At 68.7% G+C, this 19,306-nt stretch carries 26 protein-coding genes; 3 read left to right on the forward strand and 23 right to left on the reverse strand.

Translation table 11 applies throughout. The features are described from left to right. Nucleotides 1–107: 107 nt before the first annotated feature. Entirely contained in the window at nucleotides 108–3,044 is a 2,937-nt protein-coding gene (locus CGQ25_RS11770) for an AAA family ATPase (protein ID WP_208709918.1), read from the forward strand. A gap of 4 nt (nucleotides 3,045–3,048) precedes the next feature. Here the strand turns inward: CGQ25_RS11770 and map are convergent, their stop codons facing one another. From map to rplN, 12 genes are all read right to left on the reverse strand, one after another. Then, nucleotides 3,049–3,876, reverse strand: a complete 828-nt coding sequence (map, locus tag CGQ25_RS11775) for a type I methionyl aminopeptidase (protein ID WP_208709920.1) — start codon at nucleotides 3,874–3,876, stop codon at nucleotides 3,049–3,051. 107 nt (nucleotides 3,877–3,983) lie between these two features. After that, a complete protein-coding gene (locus CGQ25_RS11780; RefSeq protein WP_208713057.1) occupies nucleotides 3,984–4,559 on the reverse strand; it encodes an adenylate kinase in 576 nt (191 codons plus the stop codon). 5 nt (nucleotides 4,560–4,564) lie between these two features. Then, a complete protein-coding gene (secY, locus tag CGQ25_RS11785) occupies nucleotides 4,565–5,881 on the reverse strand; it encodes a preprotein translocase subunit SecY (protein ID WP_208709922.1) in 1,317 nt (438 codons plus the stop codon). A gap of 305 nt (nucleotides 5,882–6,186) precedes the next feature. Then, nucleotides 6,187–6,654: a 50S ribosomal protein L15 gene (rplO, locus tag CGQ25_RS11790; RefSeq protein ID WP_208709923.1), complete on the reverse strand. Its 468-nt coding sequence runs from the start codon at nucleotides 6,652–6,654 to the stop codon at nucleotides 6,187–6,189. After that, nucleotides 6,654–6,860 (reverse strand): 50S ribosomal protein L30, encoded by a 207-nt coding sequence (gene rpmD, locus CGQ25_RS11795; protein ID WP_208709925.1) that lies wholly within the window; start codon nucleotides 6,858–6,860, stop codon nucleotides 6,654–6,656. The genes rplO and rpmD overlap by 1 nt, the downstream gene beginning before the upstream one ends. Nucleotides 6,861–6,863: 3 nt before the next feature. Next, nucleotides 6,864–7,526 (reverse strand): 30S ribosomal protein S5, encoded by a 663-nt coding sequence (gene rpsE, locus CGQ25_RS11800; protein WP_208709927.1) that lies wholly within the window; start codon nucleotides 7,524–7,526, stop codon nucleotides 6,864–6,866. A 35-nt stretch (nucleotides 7,527–7,561) separates the two neighbouring features. Beyond that, nucleotides 7,562–7,945 (reverse strand): 50S ribosomal protein L18, encoded by a 384-nt coding sequence (gene rplR / locus CGQ25_RS11805; protein WP_208709929.1) that lies wholly within the window; start codon nucleotides 7,943–7,945, stop codon nucleotides 7,562–7,564. A gap of 2 nt (nucleotides 7,946–7,947) precedes the next feature. Beyond that, nucleotides 7,948–8,484, reverse strand: coding sequence for a 50S ribosomal protein L6 (gene rplF / locus CGQ25_RS11810; protein WP_208709931.1), 537 nt, complete (start codon nucleotides 8,482–8,484; stop codon nucleotides 7,948–7,950). Nucleotides 8,485–8,503: 19 nt separating this feature from the next. Continuing rightward, complete coding sequence (gene rpsH, locus CGQ25_RS11815) at nucleotides 8,504–8,902, reverse strand: 30S ribosomal protein S8 (protein ID WP_208709933.1); 399 nt, start codon at nucleotides 8,900–8,902, stop codon at nucleotides 8,504–8,506. An 88-nt stretch (nucleotides 8,903–8,990) separates the two neighbouring features. Further along, entirely contained in the window at nucleotides 8,991–9,569 is a 579-nt protein-coding gene (gene rplE / locus CGQ25_RS11820; protein WP_208709935.1) for a 50S ribosomal protein L5, read from the reverse strand. Continuing rightward, complete coding sequence (gene rplX, locus CGQ25_RS11825; protein ID WP_208709937.1) at nucleotides 9,569–9,931, reverse strand: 50S ribosomal protein L24; 363 nt, start codon at nucleotides 9,929–9,931, stop codon at nucleotides 9,569–9,571. The genes rplE and rplX overlap by 1 nt, the downstream gene beginning before the upstream one ends. Before the next feature lie 3 nt (nucleotides 9,932–9,934). Next, complete coding sequence (gene rplN, locus CGQ25_RS11830; protein WP_208709939.1) at nucleotides 9,935–10,303, reverse strand: 50S ribosomal protein L14; 369 nt, start codon at nucleotides 10,301–10,303, stop codon at nucleotides 9,935–9,937. A 483-nt stretch (nucleotides 10,304–10,786) separates the two neighbouring features. Here rplN and CGQ25_RS11835 point away from each other — a divergent pair, with 483 nt between their 5' ends. Further along, nucleotides 10,787–11,824, forward strand: a complete 1,038-nt coding sequence (locus CGQ25_RS11835; protein ID WP_208709941.1) for a hypothetical protein — start codon at nucleotides 10,787–10,789, stop codon at nucleotides 11,822–11,824. Between the two features lie 200 nt (nucleotides 11,825–12,024). On the opposite strand, the gene rpsQ is transcribed toward CGQ25_RS11835, so the two are convergent. Genes rpsQ through rpsJ form a run of 11 tightly spaced genes read right to left on the reverse strand, consistent with a single transcriptional unit; the run spans nucleotide 12,025 to nucleotide 17,401 of the window. Then, a complete protein-coding gene (rpsQ, locus tag CGQ25_RS11840) occupies nucleotides 12,025–12,318 on the reverse strand; it encodes a 30S ribosomal protein S17 (RefSeq protein ID WP_304442236.1) in 294 nt (97 codons plus the stop codon). A 17-nt stretch (nucleotides 12,319–12,335) separates the two neighbouring features. Beyond that, complete coding sequence (rpmC, locus tag CGQ25_RS11845) at nucleotides 12,336–12,653, reverse strand: 50S ribosomal protein L29 (RefSeq protein ID WP_208713058.1); 318 nt, start codon at nucleotides 12,651–12,653, stop codon at nucleotides 12,336–12,338. A gap of 2 nt (nucleotides 12,654–12,655) precedes the next feature. Then, entirely contained in the window at nucleotides 12,656–13,072 is a 417-nt protein-coding gene (gene rplP / locus CGQ25_RS11850) for a 50S ribosomal protein L16 (protein ID WP_208709945.1), read from the reverse strand. Beyond that, nucleotides 13,073–13,906, reverse strand: coding sequence for a 30S ribosomal protein S3 (gene rpsC, locus CGQ25_RS11855; RefSeq protein ID WP_208709947.1), 834 nt, complete (start codon nucleotides 13,904–13,906; stop codon nucleotides 13,073–13,075). After that, complete coding sequence (gene rplV, locus CGQ25_RS11860; protein WP_208709949.1) at nucleotides 13,907–14,272, reverse strand: 50S ribosomal protein L22; 366 nt, start codon at nucleotides 14,270–14,272, stop codon at nucleotides 13,907–13,909. A 54-nt stretch (nucleotides 14,273–14,326) separates the two neighbouring features. Further along, nucleotides 14,327–14,608: a 30S ribosomal protein S19 gene (rpsS, locus tag CGQ25_RS11865; protein WP_208709951.1), complete on the reverse strand. Its 282-nt coding sequence runs from the start codon at nucleotides 14,606–14,608 to the stop codon at nucleotides 14,327–14,329. A gap of 12 nt (nucleotides 14,609–14,620) precedes the next feature. Further along, entirely contained in the window at nucleotides 14,621–15,460 is an 840-nt protein-coding gene (gene rplB, locus CGQ25_RS11870; RefSeq protein ID WP_208709953.1) for a 50S ribosomal protein L2, read from the reverse strand. A 30-nt stretch (nucleotides 15,461–15,490) separates the two neighbouring features. Beyond that, nucleotides 15,491–15,799, reverse strand: a complete 309-nt coding sequence (gene rplW, locus CGQ25_RS11875) for a 50S ribosomal protein L23 (RefSeq protein ID WP_208709955.1) — start codon at nucleotides 15,797–15,799, stop codon at nucleotides 15,491–15,493. Further along, complete coding sequence (rplD, locus tag CGQ25_RS11880) at nucleotides 15,796–16,416, reverse strand: 50S ribosomal protein L4 (RefSeq protein ID WP_208709957.1); 621 nt, start codon at nucleotides 16,414–16,416, stop codon at nucleotides 15,796–15,798. Before rplD ends, rplW begins: the two co-directional genes overlap by 4 nt. A 4-nt stretch (nucleotides 16,417–16,420) precedes the next feature. Further along, nucleotides 16,421–17,071, reverse strand: coding sequence for a 50S ribosomal protein L3 (gene rplC / locus CGQ25_RS11885; protein WP_208709959.1), 651 nt, complete (start codon nucleotides 17,069–17,071; stop codon nucleotides 16,421–16,423). Nucleotides 17,072–17,092: 21 nt separating this feature from the next. Continuing rightward, a complete protein-coding gene (rpsJ, locus tag CGQ25_RS11890; RefSeq protein ID WP_043119398.1) occupies nucleotides 17,093–17,401 on the reverse strand; it encodes a 30S ribosomal protein S10 in 309 nt (102 codons plus the stop codon). A gap of 415 nt (nucleotides 17,402–17,816) precedes the next feature. Here rpsJ and CGQ25_RS11895 point away from each other — a divergent pair, with 415 nt between their 5' ends. Next, nucleotides 17,817–19,304, forward strand: coding sequence for a GH1 family beta-glucosidase (locus tag CGQ25_RS11895; protein WP_208709961.1), 1,488 nt, complete (start codon nucleotides 17,817–17,819; stop codon nucleotides 19,302–19,304). The last annotated feature ends 2 nt before the right edge of the window (nucleotides 19,305–19,306 follow it).

Below are 19,306 nucleotides of genomic sequence, written 5' to 3' on the forward strand. Positions count from 1 at the left end.
AACAGTCCTCCCAGGCGCGCTGCGCCACATCGGGAGCATCCCCTCAGATCCGCTCGCCGGACCCTCAGATCTGGCCCGCGGGAGCACGCCGGTGGCACGCTGGAGGCGTGGCGGAACAGGGGCGCGGCGGCGGCCCCGGCGTGGTGGGGCGCGCGGAGGAACTGGCCGGGCTGGCCGGGGTCATCGACGCGGCGTGCTCGGGCCACGCCGGCAGCGTCCTCATCCTCGGCGACCCCGGAGTGGGCAAGACCGCCCTCGTCGCGACGGCGTGTGCGGCTGCGTCTGCAGCCGCGGGCAGCCGTGTGCACGTCCTCAAGGGCGCGGCGCTGCCGATGGGCTCCTCGGCGGTCCCGTACCTCGCCCTCCGCTCGGCGTTCCGGTCCGCGCCAACCGACCGGGGGCCGGTTCCGCTCATGCAGCGGGCTTCCGGCGAGTCGCTGGCGAACATGCCGCTGCTCATCGACGACTGGCTCACCGCCCTCACCGAGGACGCCCCCGTCGTCCTCGCCGTCGACGACCTGCACTGGGCCGACCAGGGGACCCTGGACGTCCTGATGTACCTCATCGCCGGGCCCGCCGAGCGCCGCCTGGCCGTCCTCGCGACGTCGCGGCTCAGCGAGGCCCACTCCGCCTCCCCGCTGCGGGAGTGGCTCGCGGACGTGCGGCGGCTCCCCGGCGTCGAGGTCAGCACGCTCCAGCCGCTCGACCGCCCCGGCACGGAGGCCCTGCTCGCCCGTCTCCTCGGAGCGCCGCCGAGCCAGTCGCTGGTCACCGAGGTCTTCGCCCGCTCGGCCGGCAACCCATACCTCACGTCCCTCCTGGCCCGCGGCCTGACCGCAGCCGACCGGCACCTCGGCCCAGGCCTCCCCACCGACCTCCGGGCAGCCGTGCTCAGGTCGTGGCACGGGCTCCCGGACCAGGCGCGGCTCCTGACCGCGATGCTCGCCGTCGGAGGCCGGGAGGTGGCCGTGCGGGACCTCCGCCGGGTCGCGGCAGGCGAGGTGTCGCCCGACGCCGTCGTGCCCCTCCTGCGCGCGGCCGCCGCCGCGGGGATCCTCGACCTCTCCCCCGACGGGACCTACTGGTTCCACCACCCGCTCATCGCCGAGACTCTCGTGCAGACCCTCTCCGCCGACGAGCGGCAGCGCTGGCACGGCGCCTTCGCCGCGGTCTACGAGGAGCCCGCCGAGGCGCACGACGCCGAGCGGCCGCCGCTGCGGCTCATCGCCCTCGCCGACCACCACCACCGCGCCGGGAACACGGAGGCCGCCTACCGGTGGGCGCTGCGGGCCGCCGGTTCCGGCGACGGCTCGATCACCCAGAGCGACACGGTGCGCTTGCTGAGGCGCGCCGTCGCCCTCCGAGAGCGGGTGCCGAGCGCCCGGGAGGCGCCCCGCGACCTGTGGGAGGCGGTCCGCTCGGCCGCCCGCGACGCAGGGGACTTCACCGGGGAACTCGAGGCGGTCGACGCCCTGCTGGCTGCGCTCGACCCGCAGGGGGAGCCGCTCGCGGTCGCGGAGCTCATGATCCGCCGCATGCACCTGCGCTGGTCCACCGGGGAAGCCTTCTTCGACCCGGATGTCGCGGCGCAGGCAGTCCGGCTGGCCGAAGCGGAACCGCGCAGCTGGCAGCATGCCTACGCGCTCTCGGAGCACGCCCACGCGCTCATGTGGAGGGACCGGAGGCAAGGCGGCGCCTTGGCTGAGCGCGCGCTCGCCATCGCTGTCGGCGCAGGGAATCCCCTCGCACTCACCTACGCGAGGGCTGCCTCGGCGATGGCCGCCCTGGCCGAAGGGCGGAACCAGGAAGCGGTCGAGCTGACCGCCGAGGCGATTGCGGACGCCCTCAGCGCGCGGGACTTCTGGGCCGCCATCCACGCCGTGATGTGGCACGCGAACGCCCAGCTCCCCACCATGTTCCTCAGGGAGTACGCGGACATCATCGCCGAGGGCCGGCGGCGGCTGGAGGCCCACGGGTCCCCGCACGCCTACACGGCGAAGCTCGCCGCGATCGAGGCCGAGAGCTGGCTTGCCGTCGGCGAGTGGCGGCGCACCCTTGCAGCACTCAGGAACACCCTCGGCGCTGACCCCGGGCCCATCGCCGACGTCTCCGCACGCCTCACGGCGGCCCGGCTCGCCGCCCTCCAGGGCCGGAACGACGACGCGCTCGCCCAGCTCGCACGGGCCGAGGAGCTCTCGGACAACGGGGAGGCGTACCTGAACCTGGACTTCGCCGCGATCCGGGCCGAGGTGTACGCCGCCTGCGGCCGACCCGCGGAATCGTTCTCGGCGGCCATGGCAGGAGCGACACGGCCGGGTCCCCCGCCCACCATGTGCGAGTGGCTCGTGATGCAGGCAGCGCGGGCCCTCGCCGACCAGGCGCAGGACGCGAGGGACGGCGGCCGCCGCGCCGACAGCTTCGTGAGCGCGGCCGACGAGCTCCAGCAGCGCTTCCCGCGGGGGCTCCAGGAAATCCACGGCGACCAGGAACTCTATCTGTCCGTGCTCACGGCGCTCCACTGCCTCTACCTCGCAGAGCTCGGGCGCGCCCGCGGAGACCGGGACAACGCCGCGGCCTGGGCCGCGGCCGCGGACGCGTGCGCAGAGGCGTCGCTGCTCTGGGAGGAGGCGTATGCCTGCCGCCGGGCGGCCGAGGCGTTCCTGCTCCACGGCCGAGCCTCCAGGGCACAGGGCAGCGCGTTCCTCCGCCGCGGCCTCGCCCTCGCTGCCGAGCTTCAGGCCCGGCCCGTCCTCGAGGCGCTCGACCAGCTCGCGTCCCAGGCGAGGATCCCCACCGGCCCGGCCGCCCAGACGCGCGACGCCGGCCCTGCCCGCCTCCCCGGGCTCACGCCCCGCGAGGCGGCCATCCTCGACTACGTCGTCGCGGGCAGGACCTACGGCGAAATCGCGCGGGAACTCGTGATCAGCGAGAAGACCGTCAGCTCCCACATTTCGAGCCTCCTGCGGAAGACCGGGGCCGCGAACCGCGTGGACCTCGCGCGGATGGCCGCGCGGGCGCAGCGGGACGTCACCGGGCGGGAGTGAAGCGTCAGGCGGGGATGGGAACCGGCGTGACGCCGAGGGGCTCGAGCTCGGAGGCCCCGCCGTCGGGCGCGGTGAGCACCCAGATGCCGCCCGCGTGCCGCGCGACCGAGTGCTCCCACTGGGAGGCGTGCGAGCCGTCCGTGGTCACGACCGTCCACTCGTCGTCGAGCACCTTGGTGTCGATGGACCCGCGCACGAGCATCGGCTCGATCGCGAGGGCCATGCCCGGCTTGATCTTCGCCCCCCGGTGCCCCGTGCGGTAGTTCAGCACGTCCGGCGCCATGTGCATCTGGGAGCCGATCCCGTGGCCCACGTAGTCCTCGAGGATGCCCAGCGGGGCCCCCTCCTGGGCGGAGACGAAGTCGTCGATCGCGTCCCCGATGTCCCCCACGAAGGAGCCCTTCGCGAAGGCGGCGATCCCGTGCCACATGGCCTGGCGGGTCACCTCGGACAGCCGTGCGTCCTCGGGGTCGCCCTCGCCGACGATCACCGTCCGCGCCGAGTCCGCGTTCCAGCCGCGGACCACGCAGCCGCCGTCGATCGAGATGATGTCGCCCTCGGCGAGCACGCGGCTGCCGGGGATGCCGTGCACGACCTCGTCGTTCACGGAGGCGCAGATGTGGCGCGGGTAGCCGTGGTAGCCGAGGAAGTTGTACTGGGCGCCCGCCTCGTCCACGACCGCGGCGAAGGCCGCGTCGAGGTCGTCGGTCGTGGCCCCGGGCACGGCGGCGGCCACGGCGGCGTCGAGGGCACGGCTCAGCAGCACCCCGGCCTGGGCCATGATGCGCAGCTGCCCGTTGTTCTTGTACTCGATCTTCCGCTGGCCGATCACAGCCGCTCCCTTCCTCCAGTGGGCCCATGGCCCACGCTCCACAGGACAAGGCGCCGCCCGCGGGGAGTGACCCGCGGACGGCGCCTGTCGTCGTCGTGCGCGTCCCCCTAGGAGGCGGAGCGCACCGTCGTCTCGATCGCCGCGAGCACACGGTCGGTGACCTCGTCGATGGCGCCGATGCCGTCGACGCGGGTCAGCGTGCCGCGCTCGTCGTACTTGGAGACCACGGCCTCCGTCTGCGTGTGGTACAGCTCGAGGCGGTGACGGATCACGTCCTCGGTGTCGTCGCTGCGCCCGGTCTCCTTCGCACGGTTCAGCAGGCGCGCCACGAGCTCCTCGTCGTCGGCAGTGAGCTGGAGGACGACGTCGAGGGACTGGCCCTTCTCCGCGAGGATCTCGTCGAGGTACTCAACCTGCGCGACGGTGCGCGGGTACCCGTCGAGGAGGAAGCCGTTCGCGGCGTCGTCCTGCGCGAGGCGGTCGCGCACCATGCTGTTCGTCACCGAGTCCGGGACGAAGTCGCCGGCATCCATGTACTTCTTCGCCTCGATGCCGAGGGGCGTCTGCTCCTTGACGTTGAAGCGGAAGATATCGCCCGTCGAGATGGCGACGATGCCGAGGCGGTCGGAGATCCGTTCCGCCTGGGTGCCCTTGCCGGAACCGGGCGGGCCAATGAGCAGCATTCTCGTCATCGCAGTAGTCCTTCGTAGTGTCGCTGTTGGAGCTGAGCATCGATCTGCTTGACGGTCTCGAGGCCCACGCCGACCATGATGAGGATCGACGTACCGCCGAACGGGAAGTTCTGGTTCGCGTTGACGAGCACGAGGGCGATCAGCGGGATCAGGGCCACGATGCCCAGGTACAGGGCGCCCGGCAGAGTGATGCGCGAAAGTACGTACTGCAGGTAGTCCGCAGTGGGCTTCCCGGCACGGATGCCGGGGATGAAGCCGCCGTACTTCTTCATGTTGTCGGAGACCTCTTCTGGGTTGAAGGTGATCGCGACGTAGAAGTATGTGAAGAAGAGGATCATCAGGAAGTAGATCGCCATGTACACGGGGTGGTCGCCGCGGGTCAGGTTGTTGTTGATCCACTCCACCCAGCCGGGGATCGGCGAGCCGTCGTGGGGCGTGTTGAACTGCGCCACGAGGGCCGGCAGGTACAGCATCGACGAGGCGAAGATGACCGGGATGACACCCGCCATGTTCACCTTGATCGGGATGTACGTGCTCGTCCCGCCCACCGTGCGGCGGCCGATCATGCGCTTCGCGTACTGCACCGGCACGCGGCGCTGGGACTGCTCGACGAACACGACCAGCGTCATCGTGATGATGCCGATGACGATCACGAGGAAGAACGTGCCCGGGCCCTTCGAGGACCAGATCTGACCGAGCGAGGTCGGGAAGGTCGCGGCGATCGAGGTGAAGATCAGCAGCGACATTCCGTTGCCGATCCCCTTCTCCGTCACGAGCTCGCCGAGCCACATGATCAGGCCGGTGCCGGCCGTGAGCGTGATGATCACGAGGATCGTCGTGATGATGCTCTGGTCCGGGATGATCTGCAGCTGGCAGTTCGGGAACAGCTGGCCCGAGCGGACGAGCGAGACCAGCGTGGTCGCGTTCAGCAGGCCGAGGGCGATCGTGAGGTAGCGCGTGTACTGCGTGAGCTTCGTCTGCCCGGCCTGGCCCTCGTCGTACAGCTCCTGGAACCGCGGGATGACCACGCGCAGCAGCTGCACGATGATGCTCGCCGTGATGTACGGCATGATCCCGAGCGCGAAGATGGACACCTGCAGCAGCGCACCGCCGCTGAAGAGGTTCATCATCTGGTAGATGCCCTGCTGGTCGCCCGTCACCGACGGGGAGAGGCACTGCCGCACGTTCGCGTAGTTGACGCCCGGCGCGGGGATGAAGGCACCCAGGCGGAAGATCGTGATGATGCCCAGCGTGAACAGCAGCTTGCGCCGCAGGTCGGGCGTCCGGACAGCCCGGCCAATCGCAGAAAGCACGCTTCTCCTCCCCATCCGAGGAATGTAGGGTCATTGGCTCCAGGGCATGGATGGCGGCCCGGAGTCGAGGGTCCAGCTCACGAGTTTACCGTTACCGGGCCGTGAGCAGTGAATCGGCGCCCGGGCGAGCGGCGAGCGGCACCTCCGGCGCGGCGAACGCGGAAGGCCCGCGGCGGCGTCGTGCGCCCCCTGCCCCGCGCTCTGGGCGCGCCCCAACGCGAAGGGCCCCCGCCGCCGTCGTGGGTGATCCACGACGGCGGCAGGGGCCTCCTCGTCTCACAGCGTCAGCTGCGCTCCTGCGAAGGTCAGAGGACGTTCGCGGAGCCGCCGGCGGCGGCGATCTTCTCCGAGGCGGACGCGGAGAAGGCGTGCACGGTGACATCGACCTTGACGGTGATGTCGCCCGAGCCGAGCACCTTGACCGGCTCGTTCTTGCGAACGGCGCCCTTGGCCACGAGGTCCTCGACCGTCACGGTGCCACCCTCCGGGAACAGCTCGGAGAGCTTGTCCAGGTTCACGACCTGGAACTCGACCCGGAACGGGTTCTTGAAGCCGCGGAGCTTCGGCAGGCGCATGTGCAGCGGAAGCTGCCCGCCAGCGAAGCCGGCCTTGACCTGGTAGCGGGCCTTCGTGCCCTTGGTGCCACGGCCGGCGGTCTTGCCCTTGGAGCCCTCACCGCGACCCACACGGGTCTTCGCGGTCTTGGCGCCAGCGGCGGGACGCAGGTGGTGGACCTTCAGCGCGGAAGACTTCTCAGTCTCGTTCTCTGCCATTACTTCGCCTCCTCAACCTTCACGAGGTGCGGAACCGTGTTGACCATGCCCACCGTCACGGCGTCGGCCTTGCGGGTGACCGTGTGGCCGATCCGCTTGAGGCCGAGCGAACGGAGGGTGTCGCGCTGGTTCTGCTTGGCGCCGATGACGCCCTTAATCTGGGTGATCTCCAACGTGGCGTCGGAGGGAGCCAGGTTCTTCGCCATGACTCATGCACCTGCCTTCGAGTTCTGGAGGTTGCGCACCATGGCGGCCGGGGCGACCTCGTCCAGCGCGAGGCCACGGCGGGCAGCCACAGCCTGCGGCTCCTCAAGGCCCTTGAGCGCCTCGACCGTCGCGTGGACGATGTTGATGGCGTTCGAGGAACCCAGGGACTTGGACAGCACGTCGTGGATGCCGACGCACTCGAGGACGGCGCGGACCGGACCACCGGCGATCACACCGGTACCCGGGGCAGCCGGGCGCAGCATGACGACGCCTGCGGCGGACTCGCCCTGCACACGGTGCGGGACCGTGGTGCCGATGCGGGGGACGCGGAAGAAGGACTTCTTGGCCTCCTCCACACCCTTGGCGATGGCCGCGGGGACCTCCTTGGCCTTGCCGTAGCCGACGCCGACCATGCCGTTGCCGTCACCCACCACCACGAGGGCGGTGAAGCTGAAGCGACGGCCGCCCTTGACGACCTTGGCGACGCGGTTGATCGTCACGACGCGCTCGATGAACTGGCTCTTCTCGGCGTCGCGGTTGTCGCGACCGCCACGGCCGCCGCGGTCACCGCGGCCCTGGCCGCGACCCTCGCCACGACGACCGCCGCGGCGCTCCTCGGTGGCGGGAGCGGTCTCAGCAGCCTCAGCTGCATTCTGCTCGGTCACGTTCACCTTCTCTGCATTCGCTGCGTTGTCTGCGGTCACAGTGCCAGCCCACCTTCACGTGCGCCGTCCGCGATCGCAGCCACGCGGCCGTGGTACTTGTTGCCACCGCGGTCGAACACGACGGCCTCGATGCCAGCAGCCTTCGCACGCTCGGCGATGAGCTCGCCCACGCGCTTGGCCTTGGCGGTCTTGTCGCCCTCGAAGGAACGGAGGTCGGCCTCGAGAGTGGAGGCGGAGACCAGCGTGATGCCCTTGCTGTCGTCGACCACCTGGACGAAGACGTGGCGCGAGGAGCGGTTCACGACGAGGCGGGGACGCTCGGCGGAGCCGACGATCTTCTTGCGGAGGCGGAAGTGGCGACGAGCCCGAGCCTGCTGCTTGGACTTGGCCACGCGCTTCTTGTTGATGCCCAGACCCATGGTTACTTACCAGCCTTTCCGACCTTGCGGCGGATAACCTCGCCGGCGTAGCGGATGCCCTTGCCCTTGTACGGGTCGGGCTTGCGCAGCTTGCGGATGTTGGCAGCGACCTCGCCGACCTGCTGCTTGTTGATGCCGGACACGGAGAGCTTGGTGGGGCCCTCGACCGTGAACGTGATGCCCTCGGGCGCGTTCACCGTGACCGGGTGCGAGTAGCCGAGCGCGAACTCGAGGTCCGAGCCCTTGGCCTGCACACGGTAACCGGTGCCGACGATCTCGAGCTTCTTCTCGTAGCCCTTGGTCACGCCCTCGATCATGTTGAAGATGAGCGTGCGGGTCAGGCCGTGGAGCGAGCGAGCGATGCGCTCGTCGTTCGGGCGGGTCACCGAGAGGGTCGAGTCGTCGAGGGAAACCTCGATCGGGCTGGCCACAGTGTGGGTCAGCTCGCCCTTGGAGCCCTTCACGGTCACCACGGAGCCGTCGATCTTGACCTCGACGCCGGCGGGGACGGTGATGGGGAGACGTCCAATGCGGGACATATCTTCTTCCTTCCTTCCCTTACCAGACGTACGCGAGGACTTCGCCGCCCACGCCCTTCTTGGCGGCCTGACGGTCAGTCAGGAGCCCAGAGGACGTGGACAGGATGGCGATGCCGAGGCCGCCCAGCACATGCGGGAGGTTCGTGGACTTCGCGTACACGCGGAGGCCCGGCTTGGAGATGCGGCGGACACCGGCGATCGAACGCTCGCGGTTGGGGCCGAACTTGAGGTCCAGGGTCAGCTTCTTGCCGACCTCGGCGTCCTCTTCCTTGTAGGCCGAGATGTAGCCCTCGGCCTTCAGGATCTCAGCAACCCGGACCTTGAGCTTCGACGACGGCATGGTCACCGAGTCGTGGTAGGCCGAGTTGGCGTTGCGCAGACGCGTCAGCATGTCTGCGACGGGATCAGTCATAGTCATTGTGGGCTCGTGCCCTTCCTCATGACGGTTTCCGCCCTGCCCGGGAGCCGGCGGCTCTCGGTGCGGCGCGGACCTTTCACGTAGTGATTCAGTCTTCGTTCTTGAACGGGAAGCCGAGGTGCTTCAGGAGCGCACGGCCCTCGTCGTCGGTCTTGGCGGTCGTGACGACCGTGATGTCCATGCCGCGGAGGCGGTCGATCTTGTCCTGATCGATCTCGTGGAACATCACCTGCTCGGTGAGGCCGAACGTGTAGTTGCCGTTGCCGTCGAACTGCTTGCCCGAGAGGCCGCGGAAGTCGCGGATACGGGGCAGGGCGAGGGACACGAGGCGGTCCACGAACTCCCACATGCGGTCGCCGCGGAGCGTCGCGAAGGCGCCGATCGGCATGCCCTCACGGAGCTTGAACTGGGCGATCGACTTGCGGGCCTTGACGACCTGCGGCTTCTGGCCCGTGATGAGGGTCAGGTCGCGCACAGCGCCCTCGATGAGCTTCGAGTCCTTGGCGGCGTCGCCGACGCCCATGTTCACGACAACCTTGACCAGGCGCGGGACCTGGTTCACGTTCTCGTAGTTGAACTCGTCCTGGAGGGCCTGCTTGATGCTCTCGGCGTACTTCGCCTTGAGGCGGGGCACGACCTTGACCGGAGTCTCGACAGTCTCAGTCATCAGATGTCCTTCCCGGTGGCCTTGGAGTAGCGGATGCGGACGGTCTTGGAGACGCCGTCCTTCTCCACGGTCTCGAGGCGGAAGCCGACGCGAGTGGGCTTCTTGGTCTCGGGGTCCACGAGGGCCACGTTCGAGATGTGGATCGGGGCCTCGACCTGCTCGATGCCGCCGGTCTTGGTGCCGCGCTGGGTCTGGCCGGCCTTGACGTGCTTGGTGACACGGTTGATGCCCTCGACGAGAACACGGTTCTCGGTCGGGAACACCTTCAGGACCTTGCCCTGCTTGCCCTTGTCACCGCCCTTGTCCTGCTTGGTGCCGGTGATGACCTGGACCAGGTCGCCCTTCTTGATCTTTGCGCCCATGAGTCAGAGCACCTCCGGAGCCAGCGAGACGATCTTCATGAACTTCTTGTCGCGCAGCTCGCGGCCGACCGGGCCGAAGATACGCGTGCCACGGGGGTCGCCGTCGTTCTTGAGGATGACTGCCGCGTTCTCGTCGAAGCGGATGTAGGAGCCGTCCGGACGACGGCGCTCCTTCTTGGTACGGACGACGACGGCCTTGACCACGTCGCCCTTCTTGACGTTGCCGCCAGGGATAGCGTCCTTGACGGTGGCGACGATGACGTCGCCGATGCCTGCGTAGCGGCGGCCGGATCCACCGAGAACGCGGATGGTAAGGATTTCCTTGGCACCCGTGTTGTCGGCGACCTTGAGCCGCGACTCCTGCTGAATCACTTTTACTCCTTACGTCTCGCCGGTTCTCGCACTGCGGTCCTGCTGCAGAGCGAGCCTTGCGGAACGGTTGATGGGGTGTCTCTCGACCCGCCTGGATGTCGCCAGAACGGGCCTGAATCGCCGTGCCACGCGCATGTGTCCCCTTCCTGCTGCGAGGAGCAGCGCCGGGGCGCTCCCCTTCGGCAGAAGGGCATTATGCGGTGGCACGATGGTTCACGAGGTTTGTCACGGCATGGCGAAGCCAGCCGTACAAGCTCAATATCGTACCACGCCGCCGCTGTCCACCCCGCATCGCCGAGGGGCCGGGGCCGTGCCCGCTAGAAGTCACGTTCTCATCGGGAAGTCGCCGTCACAGCCACTCCCGGCGCGGAACCCGACTCCCCCGCGTCGGATCTTCCCTCACCAGCTTCCCGGGCCCGCGCGTTGTCCACATGGCCCCCCGCTCGCATGCGCCCTCGCGAGCGGTGCGCCGATGCTCGGTCCATGGACACCATGAACGGGCTCTACGACGCTGCCTTCGCGTTCGCGCGGATCCCTCCCCCGAATGCGTCCCGGGCCTTCGCTCGGGGCGACCTCGTGCGCCTGCGTCGAGGCGCCTATGTGCCCACGGAGCTGTGGGTGCTGCTCGACGCCCCGTCCCGGTTCGCACTCGCAGCTGCCGTGCACGCCTGGTTCGTGCCCGGTGCCGTCTTCTGCGGCGAGACATCGCTCTTCCTCCGCGGGCTCCCCGTCGTCAGGACGCCGACAGCCATAGACGTGGCTGTCGGAACGAACGCCCAGCTGGGCACACGCCCTCCGACCTTCGAGGCACGCGGTGACACCGATGTGGCACGGCGGGCGCGGACGCTCGCCCCGCCCCCTGTGCGGAGGCACCGCCATTCGCCCCTGGTCGCCGAGGCCGTCGGAACGCTGGATTGCATCCCGGCCCCCGACGCCCTCGTGGAGGTTCTGGCGTCGGCGAAGTTCGCGCGAGCGCTCACGGTCGCCGACGGAGTCCTCCGCCTCGACCCGGCGCAGCCACTTCTGGACAGGACACCGGTGGCCGACGCCATCGCCCGGCTCACTTTCAGGTCGCAGCGCGAGAGGGCGCAGAGCCGCGCACTGCTGGCACGCGCAGGTGCGGAATCTCCCGGTGAGTCCGTCAGCCGTGCGCTCGTGCTCATGTGGGGGTTCCCGGAGCCCGCACTCCAGACCGAATACAGGGACAGCCCGGGCCTCATCGGATTCGCGGACTTCACCTGGCACAGCCCCTTGGTACCGCAGTCCCCTTCTGGGCGGGACCGGCTCGGCGAGTTCGACGGATGGGGCAAGTACCTCGACACTCGACTCACCCATGGGGAGGATGCCGTCTCTGGGCTTCAGCGTGAGAAGCAGCGTGAGAACCGCCTGCTCGCGCTCGGGCATCCCGTGCTCCGCTGGGACTGGGCAGACCTCGAGCGGCAGGCGCGGTTCCGCGCGAAGCTCGTCACGTTCGGCCTCGTCCCGACGAGAAGTGCCGCTTTCATCCAGAAGTGCGCGTGACCGCGACTTCCGGTGCGCACGGGCACTCTTCGTCGCGGCCGCGCCCGGACGGCGTCACCAGACCGGACAGGCACCCCCGACGGCGGCGACGCACCCGCCCCGGCCGGGCACCCGCCGTCGTGCGCCGCCGAGACGGCGGAAGGCCCGCCCCCACGAGGGGAACGGGCCTTCCGGCATGTCCGCGAGAAACGCGAGGAGGCTTACTTGGCCTTCTCGAGGATCTCCACGAGACGCCACCGCTTGGTGGCGGACAGCGGGCGGGTCTCCGCGATGAGAACGAGGTCGCCGATGCCGGCGCTGTTGTTCTCGTCGTGGGCCTTGCGCTTCTCGGTGCGGCGGATGACCTTGCCGTACAGCGAGTGCTTCACGCGGTCCTCGACCTCGACGACGATCGTCTTGTCCATCTTGTCGGACACGACGTAGCCGCGGGCGGTCTTGCGGTAACCGCGCTGGCGCTCGGCGGCGGCGTTCTCCGTCACGGAGTTCTCCGTCACCTTGTTCTCCTGATCGCTCACTTGGCGTCCTCCTCGGCCTCAGCCTTGGCGGACTTCTTCTCGGCCTTCGCCGCCTTCTTCTCGTCCTTCGCGTCGACGACGGCGGGGGCCGCCTCGGCGCGGATGCCGAGCTCACGCTCACGCATGATCGTGTAGATGCGGGCGATGTCCTTCTTCACGGCGCGCAGGCGGCCGTGGTTCTCGAGCTGGCCGGTGGCCGACTGGAAGCGCAGGTTGAACAGCTCTTCCTTGGCCTTCTTGAGCTCCTCGAAGAGGCGCTCGTTGTCCAGCTGGTCGAGCTTCTCAGCCGTCAGATCCTTCGAACCGACTGCCATTCTCATTCACCACCTTCGCGGCGCACGATGCGCGCCTTCAACGGGAGCTTGTGGATGGCCAGGCGCAGGGCCTCGCGAGCCACCTCGTCGGACACGCCGGAGAGCTCGAAGAGCACACGGCCGGGCTTGACGTTGGCGATCCACCACTCCGGAGAACCCTTACCGGAACCCATGCGGGTTTCGGCAGGCTTCTTGGTCAGCGGACGGTCCGGGTAGATGTTGATCCAGACCTTGCCGCCACGCTTGATGTGACGGGTCATGGCGATACGAGCGGACTCGATCTGACGGTTGGTCACGTAGGCAGGCGTGAGGGCCTGGATGCCGTACTCGCCAAACGAGACCTTCGTGCCGCCGGTAGCAGCGCCGGAACGACCCGGGTGGTGCTGCTTGCGGTGCTTCACACGACGCGGGATAAGCATTTAAGCCTCTCCTCCTTCTGCTGCCGGAGCAGCGGCCTCGGCGGCCGGAGCGGCGGTCTCGGCGGGAGCCGAGGACTGCTGCTGGCGGTCGCCAGACGGACGACGGCGGCGCTCGCCACCGGGGCGACCCGGACGGTCGCCGCGGTCGCCACGGCCGCGGGACGGAGCGGCGGCGGCCTGGGCAGCCAGCTCCTTGGAGGTCACATCGCCCTTGTAGATCCAGACCTTCACGCCGATGCGGCCGAAGGTGGTCTTGGCCTCGTAGAAGCCGTAGTCGATGTTCGCGCGCAGGGTGTGCAGCGGCACACGGCCTTCGCGGTAGAACTCCGAGCGCGACATCTCGGCGCCGCCGAGACGGCCGGAGCACGCGATGCGGATGCCCTTGGCGCCGGCGCGCTGCGCCGACTGCATGGCCTTCTTCATCGCACGGCGGAACGCGACGCGGCTCGAGAGCTGCTCCGCGACGCCCTGGGCGACGAGCTGGGCCTCGACCTCGGGGTTCTTGACCTCGAGGATGTTGAGCTGGACCTGCTTGCCGGTGAGCTTCTCGAGCTCGCCGCGGATGCGGTCCGCCTCGGCGCCGCGGCGGCCGATCACGATGCCCGGACGGGCCGTGTGGATGTCCACGCGGACGCGGTCGCGGGTGCGCTCGATCTCGACCTTGGCGATGCCGGCGCGCTCCATGCCGTTGGTCATGAGCTGGCGGATCTTGACGTCCTCACGGACGAAGTCCTTGTAGCGCTGACCCGGCTTGTTGCTGTCGGCAAACCAGTGCGAGACGTGGTCGGTGGTGATGCCGAGTCGGAACCCGTGCGGGTTGACCTTCTGTCCCATTTACCGGGCCTCCTCGTTCTCGGGCGTCGCGACGACCACGGTGATGTGGCTGGTGCGCTTCTTGATGCGGTAGGCGCGGCCCTGGGCGCGCGGCTGGAACCGCTTCATGGTCGGACCCTCGTCGACGAACGCCTCAGAGATGTAGAGGTCGCTCTCGTCGAACGCGACACCGTCGCGGTCGGCGAGGACACGGGCGTTGGCCATCGCGGATGCGAGGACCTTGTACACCGGCTCCGAAGCCGCCTGCTGGGCGAACTTCAGGATCGCCAGAGCCTCATTCGCCTGCTTGCCACGAACAAGGTTGACGACGCGCCGGGCCTTCATCGGCGTTACGCGGATGTGGCGCGCAATTGCCTTGGCTTCCATTGCTTTCCTTCTCTTTCTCAGAGCTCAGCGCTGCTGCTGCCGTGAGGCAGGGGGTCAGCGGCGCTTGCCCTTCTTGTCGTCCTTCACGTGGCCGCGGAAAGTCCGCGTCGGGGCGAATTCGCCGAGCTTGTGCCCGACCATCGACTCGGTGACGAAGACCGGGATGTGCTTGCGCCCGTCGTGCACGGCGATCGTGTGCCCGAGCATGTCGGGGATGATCATCGAGCGGCGGGACCAGGTCTTGATGACGTTCTTGGTGCCCTTATCGTTTTCCCTGGCGACCTTCACAAAGAGGTGCTGGTCAACGAAAGGACCCTTCTTCAGGCTGCGTGGCATGTGTCCAGGCTCCTATCGCTTGTTCTTGCCAGTACGACGACGACGGACGATGAGCTTGTCGCTCGCCTTGTTCGGGCGGCGGGTGCGGCCCTCGGGCTTGCCGTTCGGGTTGACGGGGTGACGGCCACCGGAGGTCTTGCCTTCACCACCACCGTGCGGGTGGTCGACCGGGTTCATCGCGACACCACGGACGGTCGGGCGGACGCCCTTCCAGCGCATGCGGCCGGCCTTGCCCCAGTTGATGTTCGACTGCTCGGCGTTGCCGACCTCGCCGACGGTCGCGCGGCAGCGGACGTCGACGTTGCGGACCTCGCCCGACGGCAGGCGGAGCTGGGCGTACTTGCCCTCCTTCGCCACGAGCTGGATCGAGGCGCCGGCGGAGCGGGCCATCTTGGCGCCGCCGCCCGGGCGGAGCTCGACCGCGTGGATGACCGTACCGACCGGGATGTTGCGCAGCGGCAGGTTGTTGCCGGGCTTGATGTCGGCGTCCGGGCCGGACTCGACGATGTCGCCCTGGGAGAGCTTGTTCGGCGCGATGATGTAGCGCTTGGTGCCGTCCACGAAGTGCAGCAGCGCGATGCGCGCGGTGCGGTTCGGGTCGTACTCGATGTGCGCGACCTTGGCGTCGACGCCGTCCTTGTCGTGACGACGGAAGTCGATCAGACGGTACTGGCGCTTGTGGCCGCCACCCTTGTGGCGCGTGGTGATCTTGCCGGAGTTGTTGCGGCCGCCCTTCTTGGGAAGCGGACGAACCAGGGACTTCTCCGGCGTCGAGCGCGTGATTTCTGCGAAGTCGGCCACGCTCGAGCCACGGCGGCCCGGGGTGGTCGGCTTGTAGTTACGGATTGCCATTTACCTGTTCCTCGTTAAAGTGGTCTCCGCTCAGGCGAGCGGACCGCCGAAGATATCGATCGTCGCGCCGTCCTTGAGGGACACGATGGCGCGCTTCGTGCTCTTGCGCTGGCCCCAGCCGAACTTGGTGCGCTTGCGCTTGCCAGCACGGTTGAGGGTGTTGATCGAGTCGACCTTGACCGAGAAGATCTTCTCGATCGCGAGCTTGATCTCGGTCTTGGACGAGCGCGGGTCCACCAGGAAGGTGTACTTGCCCTCGTCGATCAGGCCGTAGCTCTTCTCGGAGACGACCGGCGCGAGGATGACGTCGCGCGGGTCCTTGTAGGTGGCTGCGCTCACTTGGAGCCCTCCTCGTTCTGGGACTTCGATGCGACGAACGCGTCGAAAGCGGCCTTGGTGAAGACCACATCGTCGGAGACGAGCACGTCGTACGTGTTGAGCTGGTCCGCGTACAGCGCGTGCACCTCGGTGAGGTTGCGCACCGAAAGGGCGCCGAGCTCGTCGTTGCGGTCGAGGACGACCAGCAGGTTCTTGCGCTCCGAGAGGGCGCGCAGGACGCCGAGGGCGGCCTTGGTGTTCGGCTTGTCACCGGAGACCAGGGACTCGACGACGTGGATCCGGCCGTTGCGGGCGCGGTCCGACAGGGCGCCACGGAGCGCGGCGGCCTTCATCTTCTTGGGGGTGCGCTGGCTGTAGTCGCGCGGCACGGGGCCGTGGACGACGCCGCCGCCGGTCATGTGCGGAGCGCGGACCGAACCCTGGCGGGCACGGCCGGTGCCCTTCTGCTTGAACGGCTTGCGGCCGGCGCCGGCCACCTCGCCGCGGGTCTTCACCTTGTGCGTGCCCTGGCGTGCAGCGGCCAGCTGGGCGACGACAACCTGGTGCAGCAGCGGGACGTTCGTCTGGACGTCGAAGATCTCGGCGGGGAGATCAACCTTGACAGTTGCGTTAGCCATGAGTTCAGGCTCCCTTCACGGCGGAGCGGACGAGGACGACCGAGCCGCGGGCACCGGGGAGGGCGCCCTTGATGAGGAGCAGCGAGTTCTCGGCATCCACGGCGTGGACGGTGAGGTTGAGCGTCGTGTGGCGCACGTGGCCCATGCGGCCGGCCATGCGGAGGCCCTTGAAGACGCGGCCCGGGGTGGCGCAGGCACCGATGGAACCGGGCTTGCGGTGGTTCTTGTGGGCACCGTGCGAGGCGCCGACGCCGGAGAAGCCGTGACGCTTCATGACACCGGCGAAGCCCTTGCCCTTGGTGGTGCCGACGATGTCGATCTTCTGGCCCGCCTCGAACTGCGCGACGGCGAGTTCCTGGCCGAGCTCGTAGGAGTCGGCGTCGGCGGTGCGGATCTCGACGAGGTGGCGGCGGGGGGTCACGCCGGCCTTCTCGAAGTGGCCGGTGAGCGGCTTGTTGACCTTGCGGGGGTCGATCTGGCCGTAGCCGATCTGGACGGCGGTGTAGCCGTCGGTCTCGGCGTTGCGCAGCTGGGTGACGACGTTGGAGTCGGCCTTAACGACAGTGACGGGGATGAGCTTGTTGTTCTCGTCCCAGACCTGGGTCATGCCGAGCTTCGTGCCCAGCAGGCCCTTCACAGTACGGGTTGCGGTCATAGTTCTCTCAGCACCTCCCTACTAGAGCTTGATTTCGATGTTGACGTCGGCCGGCAGGTCGAGACGCATGAGCGAGTCGACGGCCTTGGGCGTCGGGTCGATGATGTCGATCAGCCGCTTGTGCGTGCGCATCTCGAAGTGCTCGCGGCTGTCCTTGTACTTGTGCGGAGAGCGGATGACGCAGTACACGTTCTTCTCCGTCGGGAGCGGGACGGGGCCCACCACCGTTGCGCCTGCGCGCGTGACCGTCTCAACGATCTTCCGAGCCGAAGTGTCGATGACCTCGTGGTCGTACGACTTCAGCCGGATGCGGATCTTCTGTCCCGCCATATCGCCTGACTCGCTTTCGTCTGTCTAGCACTGCACTTTTCTGTTGGCTGTGGCTGCCGAAGCATTCAAGGTCGAGACCACCACGGGCCGCACTGCCTGAATCCGGTCCCCCGGGTTCCTCAGACAGTCGACCTCTCCGACCCCCGCGGTCGGGCGTGTCGCACTGTGTGCGCACACGTACCCCTAGCCTCGTTCGCGAAGGTGGGTCATATTTGGGCCCCAGCCTGGCCCCCGCATCCGGCATTATCCGGATCGGGACACGAAGGAGCGCTTGAACAACTCATCTAGTTTGCCAGAGATCTGCCCAGCATGCCAATCGGGGCCACGGGGACCGTCCTGCGTGGCCGCCGGACGGAGGCCCGGGACCCGGAAACGCGATCTTGCTCTCACGGCACTCGCTGAGGATGATGGTCCCATGCTCCCCGCGGACCAGTCGCCCACCCCGGAACCGGACCGCGACCCAACAGCGCCGGGGGCCTCCGCCGTCGAGGTCCTGGCCGCGAGGATCCCCGAGGACTTCACGCTCGGAGTGGCGACAGCCGCGTTCCAGATCGAGGGCGCCGTGGACGAGGACGGGCGAGGGCCAGCGGGCTGGGACGAGTTTACCGAACGGCCGGGGGCCATCGCGCACGGCGACAACGCCCGGCGCGCGTGCGACCACTACCACCGGGTCGGCGAGGACCTCGACCTCATCCGGGATCTCGGGGTGGACTCCTACCGCTTCTCCATCGCGTGGCCGCGCGTCCAGCCGGACGGTCGGGGCGCCTGGAACGAGAAGGGCTGGGACTTCTACGACCGCCTGATCGACGCGATGCTCGCGCGCGGCATCTCACCCATGGCCACCCTCTACCACTGGGACACCCCACTCCCCCTCGAGCACGACGGCGGGTGGCTGAGCCGGGAGACCGCGCTGCGGTGCGGCGAGTTCGCGGCCGAGGCCGGGCGGCGCTTCGGCGACCGGGTCGACCGCTGGATCACCCTCAACGAGCCCGTCTCGGTGACGCTGAACGGCTACGCGGTGGGCATCCACGCCCCGGGCAAGCAGCTCCTCTTCGACTCGATGCCAGCCGTCCACCACCAGCTCCTCGCACACGGCCTGTCGGTGCAGGCGCTGCGCGCCTCGGGCGCCCAGGGGTCCATCGGCATCACGAACATGCATGCTCCCGTGCACCCGGCGGGCCGGAATCCCCTCGACTGGATCCACGCCCGCGTGGTCGACCTCATGGTCAACAGGCTCTACGCCGACCCCGTCCTGCTGGGCCGCTACCCCAAGCCGCCGCTCGTGGCGCGCAAGTTCTTCCACGCCCTCAGGGACCCCCGGCCCGAGGACCTCGCGACGATCCACCAGCCGCTCGACTTCTACGGCGTCAACTACTACTACCCGGCCCGCATCCGCTCCGGCCCGGGGCCGACCCCTGAGGGGGTCAAGCCCACGAAGGCGATGAAGAAGGTCCCGTTCCACCTCGCCGACTTCCCCGAGCACGCGAGCACCGGCTTCGGGTGGCCCATCTCCCCCAAGTACTGCGGCGTGGTGCTCGGAGAGCTCAAGCAGCGCTACGGGGACGCCCTGCCGCCCGTGTACATCACGGAGAGCGGCGCGAGCTTCCCCGAGCCGGCCCAGGCGGACGGCCTGCTGTACGACGACGAGCGGATCGACTACCTCGCCTCGCATCTGGGTGCCGCGCTCGACGCCGTGGCCCCCGGCGGTCCCGCCGACGGCGTGGACCTGAGGGGCTGGTACGTATGGACGCTCATGGACAACTTCGAGTGGGCGGCCGGGTACAGCCAGCGGTTCGGCCTCGTGCACACCGACTTCGCCACGCTCGAGCGCACCCCCAAGGCCTCCTACTACTGGCTGCGGCGCCTGGCCCGGACCCGGACGGGCTCCCAGAGCGCCGCCTAGCC

It is taken from the genome of Sinomonas sp. R1AF57, from assembly GCF_002224485.1.
GTDB classification, from domain to species: domain Bacteria; phylum Actinomycetota; class Actinomycetes; order Actinomycetales; family Micrococcaceae; genus Sinomonas; species Sinomonas flava.